Source organism: Streptomyces tateyamensis, from assembly GCF_003205575.1.
In the GTDB taxonomy this organism is placed as follows: domain Bacteria; phylum Actinomycetota; class Actinomycetes; order Streptomycetales; family Streptomycetaceae; genus Kitasatospora; species Kitasatospora tateyamensis.
On sequence record NZ_PYBW01000159.1, the window covers coordinates 1 to 8,784 of the forward strand.

Annotated in this window: 10 protein-coding genes; 7 read left to right on the forward strand and 3 right to left on the reverse strand. The window is 71.7% G+C overall.

Annotation, left to right across the window (positions count from 1 at the left end):
• The 3 genes from C7C46_RS30840 to C7C46_RS30850 form a co-directional block, all read left to right on the forward strand.
• Positions 1 to 2,394 (forward strand): type I polyketide synthase (locus tag C7C46_RS30840; RefSeq protein WP_146259277.1); only part of this gene is annotated, 2,394 nt, incomplete at its 5' end.
• Between the two features lie 37 nt (positions 2,395 to 2,431).
• Entirely contained in the window at positions 2,432 to 3,334 is a 903-nt protein-coding gene (locus tag C7C46_RS30845; RefSeq protein ID WP_110673233.1) for a proline iminopeptidase-family hydrolase, read from the forward strand.
• Positions 3,335 to 3,437: 103 nt separating this feature from the next.
• Positions 3,438 to 4,397 (forward strand): ACP S-malonyltransferase, encoded by a 960-nt coding sequence (locus C7C46_RS30850; protein WP_245985221.1) that lies wholly within the window; start codon positions 3,438 to 3,440, stop codon positions 4,395 to 4,397.
• 53 nt (positions 4,398 to 4,450) lie between these two features.
• On the opposite strand, the gene C7C46_RS30855 is transcribed toward C7C46_RS30850, so the two are convergent.
• Positions 4,451 to 4,699 carry a phosphopantetheine-binding protein gene (locus C7C46_RS30855; protein ID WP_110673234.1) on the reverse strand — a complete coding sequence of 83 codons (249 nt, stop codon included), beginning with the start codon at positions 4,697 to 4,699 and terminating at the stop codon, positions 4,451 to 4,453.
• A 117-nt stretch (positions 4,700 to 4,816) separates the two neighbouring features.
• On the opposite strand from C7C46_RS30855, the gene C7C46_RS30860 reads away from it, so the two are divergent.
• Positions 4,817 to 6,373 (forward strand): AMP-binding protein, encoded by a 1,557-nt coding sequence (locus C7C46_RS30860; protein WP_110673235.1) that lies wholly within the window; start codon positions 4,817 to 4,819, stop codon positions 6,371 to 6,373.
• A 161-nt stretch (positions 6,374 to 6,534) separates the two neighbouring features.
• The gene (locus C7C46_RS30865) at positions 6,535 to 7,164 is read left to right on the forward strand and encodes a DUF4190 domain-containing protein (protein ID WP_110673236.1); all 630 of its coding nucleotides are present in this window, start codon (positions 6,535 to 6,537) and stop codon (positions 7,162 to 7,164) included.
• 402 nt (positions 7,165 to 7,566) lie between these two features.
• On the opposite strand, the gene C7C46_RS35445 is transcribed toward C7C46_RS30865, so the two are convergent.
• Positions 7,567 to 7,713, reverse strand: a complete 147-nt coding sequence (locus C7C46_RS35445) for a hypothetical protein (protein WP_181442627.1) — start codon at positions 7,711 to 7,713, stop codon at positions 7,567 to 7,569.
• 125 nt (positions 7,714 to 7,838) lie between these two features.
• Between C7C46_RS35445 and C7C46_RS30870 the strand changes: the two genes are divergently transcribed.
• Positions 7,839 to 8,042, forward strand: a complete 204-nt coding sequence (locus C7C46_RS30870; RefSeq protein WP_220040722.1) for a hypothetical protein — start codon at positions 7,839 to 7,841, stop codon at positions 8,040 to 8,042.
• Between the two features lie 141 nt (positions 8,043 to 8,183).
• Positions 8,184 to 8,639, forward strand: a complete 456-nt coding sequence (locus tag C7C46_RS30875) for a hypothetical protein (RefSeq protein ID WP_146259278.1) — start codon at positions 8,184 to 8,186, stop codon at positions 8,637 to 8,639.
• On the opposite strand, the gene C7C46_RS30880 is transcribed toward C7C46_RS30875, so the two are convergent.
• Positions 8,602 to 8,784: transposase (locus C7C46_RS30880; protein WP_146259279.1), on the reverse strand; the 183-nt coding region annotated here is incomplete at its 5' end. The genes C7C46_RS30875 and C7C46_RS30880 overlap by 38 nt on opposite strands.

An 8,784-nucleotide genomic window follows, 5' to 3' on the forward strand; every position in this document is an offset into this window, starting at 1 on the left:
GGGCAGTCGCTGTTCCGGATCGGGTGGTCGGAGGTGCCGGCCACCGGCGCCGGCGTCGAGGCACAGGTGTACCGGGTGCCGGTCACCGCCGACGAACTGCCCGACACCGCCCTGACCGCCACCCTGGCAGCCCTGCAGGCCTTCCTCGCCCAGGACACCACCGAGCGCCTCGCCGTCGTCACCACCCACGCCATCGCCCTCGACAACCCCATCAACCTGCCCCACGCCGCCGTCTGGGGCCTGGTCCGCGCCGCCCAAGCCGAAAACCCCGGCCGCATCCACCTCATCGACACCCACACCGACACCTCCGACACCTCCGACAGCGAGCTTCGCATCCTCGCCGACGAACCCGAACTCGCCATCCGCGCAGGCAAGACCTACATCCCCCGCCTGACCCCCACCACCGACACCATCACCCCCACCCCCATCAACCCCGACGGCACCATCCTGATCACCGGCGGCACCGGCGGCCTCGGCGCCCTCATCGCCCGCCACCTCATCACCCACCACGGCGCCCGCAACCTCCACCTCACCAGCCGCCGCGGACCCCACGCCCCCGGCGCCCCCCAACTCCTCCAAGAACTCCAAGCACTCGGCGCCAACGTCACCATCACCGCCGACGACATCACCAACCCCCACACCGTCCAAAACCTCATCGACTCCCTCCCCCACCTCACCACCCTCATCCACGCCGCCGGCACCGCCGACAACGCCCTCACCCCCGCCCTCACCCAAAACCACCTCACCCACACCCTCGCCCCCAAAGCCCACGCCGCCCACCACCTCCACCACGCCACCCTCAACCGCACCCTCGACCACTTCCTCCTCATCTCCTCCGCCGGCGGCCTCGTCCTCGCCGCCGGCCAAGGCCCCTACGCCGCCGCCAACACCTACCTCGACGCCCTCGCCACCCACCGCACCACCAACGGCCACCCCACCACCGCCCTCGCCTACGGCCTCTGGAACACCAACGCGGGCCTGAGCGCCTGGCTGGGCGAGGCGGACCTGCAGCGGCTCACCCGGCAGGGGCTGCCGGCGCTCAGCGTGGAGGAGGCGCTCGCCCTGTTCGACGCCGCGCTGGCCACCCCGGACCCGGTGCAGGTGCCGCTGCACGTCAACCCGGCCGCGCTGCGCGCCCGGACCGACGAGCTGCCGGCGCTGCTGCGGGGCTTGGCCCCGGCGGCGCGGCGGCGCAGTGCCAAGGGCGGCGCCGACCCGGCCGTGCTGCGGCGCAAGCTGGCGGGCCTGGACGAGGCAGGGCGCGAGCAGGTGCTGCTGGAGCTGGTCCGCACCCTGGCGGCCGGGATCCTCGGCCACTCTGGCGCCGACGAGGTCCACGCCGAGCGGGACTTCCTGGAGGCGGGGTTCGACTCGCTGGCCTCGATGGAGCTGCGCAACGGCCTGAACGAGGCGACCGGTCTGCGGCTGCCGCCGATGGTGGTCTTCGACAACAAGAACCCGAACGGCCTGGCCGGCTACCTGCGGTCGGTGCTGGACGCGCAGCAGCCGAGCGCGGACGGCGCGGCGCCGGCGGAGGTGACGACCGGTGAGACGCTGACCGAGATCTTCCGCGGCGCGGTGCAGTCCGGGCAGACCAAGAAGGGCCTGGAACTGCTGCGCGCGGTGGCCGGGATCCGGCCGCGGTTCGGCTCGGCCGCCGAGTACCCCGAGGCACCGGGCCCGGTGCGGCTGCTGGACGGCCCGGCCGGCCCGCGGCTGCTCTGCCTGAGCTCGCCGATGGCCACCAGCGGCGCGCTGCAGCACAAGCGGGTGGTCTCTCAACTGGCCACGCCCCGCCCGGTCTACGCGATTCCGATGGCCGGATTCCACCCGGGTGAGTCGCTGCCGGACTCGCCGGAGGCCGCGATCGACCTGCTGGCGGCCACCGTGCTGAAGGCGGCCGAGGGCGAGCCGTTCGTGCTGATGGGCTACTCGGCCGGCGGCATCTTCGCCCACGCGACCGCCCGCCACCTGGCCGAGACCGCAGGGGTGAAGCCGGCCGGCATGGTGATGCTGGACACCTACGAGGTCAACGACCTGGGCGGCGGCCCGGTGGAGCAGCTGCTGGAGGGGATGTTCCACAAGGAGGGCGCCTTCGGCGGCTTCGACTCCACCCGGCTGTCGGCGATGGGCGGTTGGGGCGGCCTGATCCCACACCTGGACCTCGGTCCGCTGGACGGGGTACCGGGCCTGCACATCCAGTGCATCAGCTCGTTCTTCCCCGAGGTGCCGGACGCCGAGCCGGACGCCGAGTGGATCTCCCGCCCGTGGAACCCCGAGTACACCCTGGTCCCGGTCAGGGCCGACCACTTCAGCCTGATCGAGGAGAACGCCGCGCTGCCCGGGCGGGCCATCGAGGAGTGGCTGACCACCCACTGGCCCGCCGCCAGTTGATGCGCCCTCACCAACACACCACCGTCGAGGAGATGCCATGCCACCCGCACCGAGCGCCAAGGGAACGGTGCCGTTCGGTTCCCACCAGACCTGGTTCCGCATCACCGGAGACCTGAGCAGCGGCAAGCCCGCGCTGGTCCTGGTGCACGGCGGACCGGGCAGCACCCACGACTACCTGCTGAACCTGGCCGAACTGGCCGAGCAGGGTTGGCCGGTGGTCCACTACGACCAGCTCGGCAACGGCGGCTCGAGCCACCTGCCGGACGCCGGGCCCGAGTTCTGGACCCCGCAGCTCTTCCTGGACGAGCTGGACAACCTGCTGCGCACCCTGGGCATCGCCGACAACTACGTGCTGCTCGGCCAGTCCTGGGGCGGCCTGCTGGTGGCCCGGCACGCGGCCGCCCGCCCGGCCGGCCTGCGCGGCCTGGTGATCGCCAACGCGCCGGCCTCCTACCCGCTCTGGCTGGCCGAGATGAAGGTGCTGCGCGACCAGCTGCCGCCCGGGGTCAACGAGACCCTGCTCAAGCACGAGGCGGCGGGCACCACCGACAGCGACGAGTACCACGCGGCGATGCGCTCCTTCTACGAGAAGCACGTCTGCCGGCTCAACCCGTGGCCGCGGGACTACCTGGCCTCGTTCTACGAGATCTACAACGACCCGACCGTGTACTTCACCATGAACGGGCCGAGCGAGTTCCACGTGGTCGGCACCCTCAAGGACTGGGGGGTGATCGAGGACTGCCCGCAGATCGCGGTCCCCACCCTGCTGCTGTCCGGCCGGTACGACGAGGCCACGCCGGTCACCGTGCAGCCGTTCCAGGACCTGATCCCGGACGTGCGCTGGCACATCTTCGAGGGGTCCAGCCACCTGCCGCACCTGGAGCAGCCGGCCGAGTTCCGCGCCGTGCTGCTGGAGTACCTGGAGTCCCTGGCCGGGTGACCGGACAGGGGCCGCTAGGGGTGCCCGGGGTCGGCGGGCCCCGGGCATCCTGGCGGCGGCCGACGCGCAGGCGAGCGCACCACCACCGGAAGGAACAGACGCGATGGCAACCGAGCGACGCGCGGGCGAGGCGACCGCGATCGTCTTTCCGGGAATGGGCCCGTGCCCGTTCTCGGAGGTGGCGAAGTTCATGCTGATCAATCCGGCCGCCCGGCGGCTGGTGGGAATCGCCGACGAGGTGCTCGGGTACGACCTGGTGGAGCGTTTCCGGACCGCCGAGGGCGACTATTCCGAGGCCGCCCAGGTGGCGTTCATGGTGAACTGCCTGGCGCTGGCCGAATGGGCCGAGGACGCCCACGGAATGCGTACCGACTACGTGGTCGGCCCGAGTTTCGGGGAGAAGGCGGCGGCCGTCTGGTCGGGCGCGCTCTCCTTCCCGCAGGCGGTGCGGATGACCGCCGACTGGGCGGTGGCACTGGAGGAGTACTTCGCCCGCGAGCACACCGAGATCGTGGTGCAGTCCTTCGCCCGGGTGCCGCGCGAGCAGCTCGACCAGTTGCTCGGCGAGCTGACCGAGCAGGGGGAGTGGTACGACATCGCCTGCCACGTGGACCACGACTTCTTCATGATCTGTGTGCGCGAGGGGCTGCTGGAATCCCTGCAGCAGCGGATCCGCTCGCTGGGCGGCCTGCCGCTGTACATGATGCGTCCGCCGATGCACTCGGCGGCCTTCGGGCCGCTGCGCGAGCAGGTGGCCGAGCAGATCTTCGCGAAGCTGCACTTCACCGACCCGCGGATCCCGGTCGTCGCGGACCAGGACGGCACCCTGCTGACCACGGCGGACGGGGTGCGCACCATGCTGCTGGACGGGTTCACCCGGGCCGTCAACTGGCCCAAGGCGGTGGCCGAACTGCGCCGGCTGGAGGTCGGCACGGTCTACGTCTCCGGGCCCGACAGCCTGTTCGGCCGGGTCGGGCTGACCACCCGGAACTTCACCGTGGTCCCGCTCAACCCGCGGGCCGCGCTGCGGCCGGGCCGCCGGCCCGCCGAAGTCTTCGCCTGACACACGCAAGTGCCCTTCCGGACCGGACCGGAAGGGCACTGGGCGCGGACGGTTCAGGCGGCCGCACGGATGTCGGACAGCGTGCTCCAGAGCACGCCGGGAGTGGCGAAGGTCTCCAGGCTCAGCGCGTCGTCCAGGAAGCGGACGCCGTACAGCTCCTCCAGCTGGGCCAGGAGCTCGACGGTCCCGAGCGAGTCGAGGCCCAGGTCCCGCAGGTCGGTGTCCGCGGTGAGCGTCTCGTCGGCTCCGATGAACGGCAGGAATTTGCGCAGAAGGTCCTCGAACTGCTGGTCCCAGCTCATGATTTCGTCTCCCGGTGAGTCACAGTGCTTCCTGGGTGCCAACGTAGGGGCGCCGCCGGGCGGGTGGCAACGGACGGCCACCCTTATTCGACCCCTTTCTTTTTTCCCGGAGGAAGAATGAACGAGACGCCCGACCCGGCGCTCTACCAGCGATTTCTGCGCGGCCTGGCGCGGTCGCCGCAGCGCGCCGCGATCCGGATCGGCCAGACCTCGGTGACCTACACCGAGGCGCACGAGCGGGCGCTCGCCTGGGCGGGCGCGCTGCTGGCCGCCCGCCCGGAGGCCCCGCGCGTGGTGGGGGTGCTGGCCGCAAAGGGGGTGACCGCCTACCTCGGCATCCTGGCCGGCCTCTACACCGGCGCCACCGTGGTCCCGCTGCACCCGGACTTCCCGGCCGCGCGGACCCGGCGGATGCTCGAACTGTCAGGCGTGGACGTGCTGGTGGCCGACGAGCAGGGGCTGGCCTCGCTCGCCGCCGGCTCGATGCCCGAGCAGGCGGTCCCCGTCCTGGTGCCGCTGGGTGCCACCGCGCACCCGTACCCGCGGATCGAGCTGGACCCGGCCCTGGCGCTGGCCGCGCCGCGCCCGGTCGAGTCCGAGTCCACCGCCTACATGCTCTTCACCTCCGGCTCGACCGGCCGGCCCAAGGGCGTGCCGATCAGCCACGGCAGCACCAAGCACTACTTCGACCTGCTGGACGAGCGCTACGACTTCGGCCCCGAGGACGTCTTCTCGCAGACCTTCGACCTCAACTTCGACTGCGCGATGTTCGACCTGTTCTGCGCCTGGGGGGCCGGCGGCACCGCGCACGCCGTCCCGGTGCAGGCCTACCGGGGACTGCCCGCCTACGTCGCCGAACACGGCATCACCGTCTGGTTCTCCACCCCCAGCGCGATCGCGCTGATCCGTCAGCTCGGCGGCCTGGGCGAGGGCGCGCTGCCGGGCCTGCGCTGGAGCTTCTTCGCCGGCGAGGCGCTGCGCTGCCAGGACGCGGCCGACTGGCAGGCGGCGGCGCCGGGTTCGACGCTGGAGAACATCTACGGTCCGACCGAACTGACCGTCACCATCACCGCGCACCGGTGGGACCCGGACTCCTCGCCGGAGCTGGCCGTCAACGGGATCGTGCCGATCGGCGCCGTGCACGCGGGCCACCAGCACCTGCTGCTGGCCGAGGACGGCAGCACCGCCGAGTACGAGGGCGAGCTGTGCATCACCGGCCCGCAGATGACCCGCGGCTACCTCGACCCGGCCGACGACGCGGGCCGCTTCCTGGAGCACGACGGGCGCCTGTGGTACCGCACCGGCGACCGGGTGCGCCGGCTGCCCGCCGAGGAGCTGGCCTACCTGGGCCGGCTCGACGCCCAGGTGCAGATCCAGGGCTGGCGGGTCGAGCTGCCGGAGGTCGAGCACGCGCTGCGCGGCTGCGCCGGGGTGCGGGACGCGGTCACGGTGACCCGGCCGGCCGAGGGCGGCGGCGTGGAGCTGGTGGTGTTCTACACCGGCGAGGTGACCGCACCCGCGGCGCTGGCCCGCCAGCTGCGGCAGATCCTGCCGGCCGGGATGCTGCCGCGCGACTACCGCCACCTGGTCGAGTTCCCGCTCAACTCCAACCGCAAGATCGACCGCGGCCGGCTGGCGGCCGAGGCGGCGGGGGCGCTGGTGGGCGCCGCCTGACCATTCGTCGGCGAACCATTGTCCTGCGGGCGGTGGAACGGCCGGGGCGCCGAGCCCAGTCGGGGCAGGCGCTCCGGCCGCTTTCGTTACGGTGAGTTGCGTCGGACTGCGAGGTTCCGGTATTCCTGTGCGGCTATCCTCGTGTCCCAGTAAGGATTGACGTGTCCATACCCCCGAACGACGCTTCGCCCCAGCAGGGCTACGGCGCCCCGCAGCAGCCCTACGGCGTTCCGCCCCAGGAGCCGTACGGCTACCCGGCCCCGGTCGCCCAGCCGACCGGCAGCAACGGCTTCGCGGTCGCCGGCCTGATCCTGGCCTTCTTCTTCGCCCCGCTCGGCCTGATCTTCAGCATCATCGGCCTGGCCAAGTCGAACAAGGCCGGCAAGGGCAAGGTGATGTCGATCATCGGCCTCATCGTGTCGCTGATCGCGATCGCGGTCGGTGTCGCGGTGTTCGCGCTGGTCGGCACGAAGGTGGCCAAGGCCCTCGACAGCGGCTGCACCAGCGCCACCAGCACGGTGACCAGCACCTCGGACAAGATGAGCGCCGACTCGGGCAGCCCGGACGCGCTCAAGGCCGACCTCAAGAACGCCACCGACCAGCTGAACACCGCCGCCGCCAAGGCCGGCAACGCCGACGCCAAGAGCGCGATCACCGCGCTGGCCGGCGACTACCAGCAGCTCTACACCGCGCTCAGCACCGGCACCGCGCCGAGCGCCGACCTGAGCACCAAGATCGAAGCTGACGCGAAGAAGGTCGACGACGCCTGCGGCCACAACCTCGGCAGCTGATCCCGCAGCTTGGCTGACCGGCTGACCGGCTGACCGGCTCACCGGCTCACCGGCTCACCGGCCACGGTCCCACGCCTCCGCACGAGGAGGCGCGGGACCGTGGCCGTTTCGCGTTCGCGCTCTTGCTCCTGCGCGAGCGGGGGCCGGGAGCCCGGGGGCGCTACGAGCAGCCCGGGTGTCGGCGCAGGTGTTCGAGGCGCTGCCCGACCAGACCTGACGTCGCGTCAACTCAACTGGGCTCGGCCGGGGGTGTCCAGGCTCGAGGCGGCGGCGCACCTCGGCGGACTCGGACCGGCCCAGCGCGGTGAACAGGGGCAGCGCCTCCTGGCAGCAGTCCCGGGCCGCCGCGTCCTCCCGTGCGCGGCGTGCAGGTGGGCCAGGCTGTTCAACGCGGTGGCAACGTTACGCCAGCCGGTCCAGGATCAGCATCCGGTTGCCCGGGTCGCCCAACTCCGCACTGGTCGCCAGGGCTTCGAGCAGGGGCGGGATCGCCTCGGCGTGCCGGGCGGCCTCGCCGAGCGAGGTGCCGAGCCGGGTGAGCATCCGCATCTCGCCGCTCTACCGGTCTTAGGACGTCCACGCGCACGGACGCACCCGACCCGGGCCGCCGGGCCCACCGGGAGCCGTGTCCAAGTGCCGAGCCGCTCGTTGACACCGTCATGAAGAAGCGCAGCATGCTCGCCTTTGCCTCCCTGGCCGTCGGCGTGGTGGCCTCCCTGACCGCCCCGAGCGCCAACGCCGACAGCCACCCTGCGGCCGCCGGCCCCGCGGTGGGCGGCGTGGACATGGGTGCCAGCGGCAACCAGATCGGCCCGCTGAACCAGGTCAAGGACGTCACCGGCGAGCTGGCTCCCGTGCTGGGGGCGCTGCCGTACTGAGCCCGGCGCCGCGGAGCACCGAGGTGGGGCGTATGCCCTCGGCCGGTTGCCGCCTGCGCGGCAATCGGTTGCCGATCCGACGCCGACCTGCCGCCGTCATGCTCTGGCCTCCAGACCTGAGGCCGACGGAGGCAGGCACCCGTGACCACCGCACCGATGTTCGTCAACAATGCCACTCTGACCTACACCGTTTCCTTCGTGGACGGAGCGGACGTCACCGGGCGGATCGACACCGCTTCGCACGCGGGCCAGATCTACAGCTACTTCCAGGGGTACCCCGAGCCCGACGGCCACCGTGGCCTGACGGGCCTGCAGCACGAGCAGGACGGCGAGAAGATCGCCCTGAACACCTTCGCCAACCGGTTGTACGCGCACCTGGGCTGCACCGACGAGCAGGACTTCCTGGCCAAGATCCGCAGCGTCCGCACCGGCGTGCTGAGGCTGCAGTCCACCATCCCTTGTTCTTCGCAGGGAATCCCGGCCTTTAGGCCGGGCGGGATTGCGATCCTTGACCCGGAGCCGCGAAGCGGCGGAGTGCTCTGCGGCTCCGGGGTGACGGTCAGACGGGCCGCTGCTGGTTCTCGATGTACTCCTTGACGATGCTCAGCGGTGCGCCGCCGCAGGACCCCGCGAAGTACGAGGGTGCCCAGAACACGGAACCCATGCAGATCCGGCTGGTACGGCCGGGGTACTCGGCCCGCAGGAAGCGGGAACTGAAGCCCTTGAGACTGTTCACCAGCTT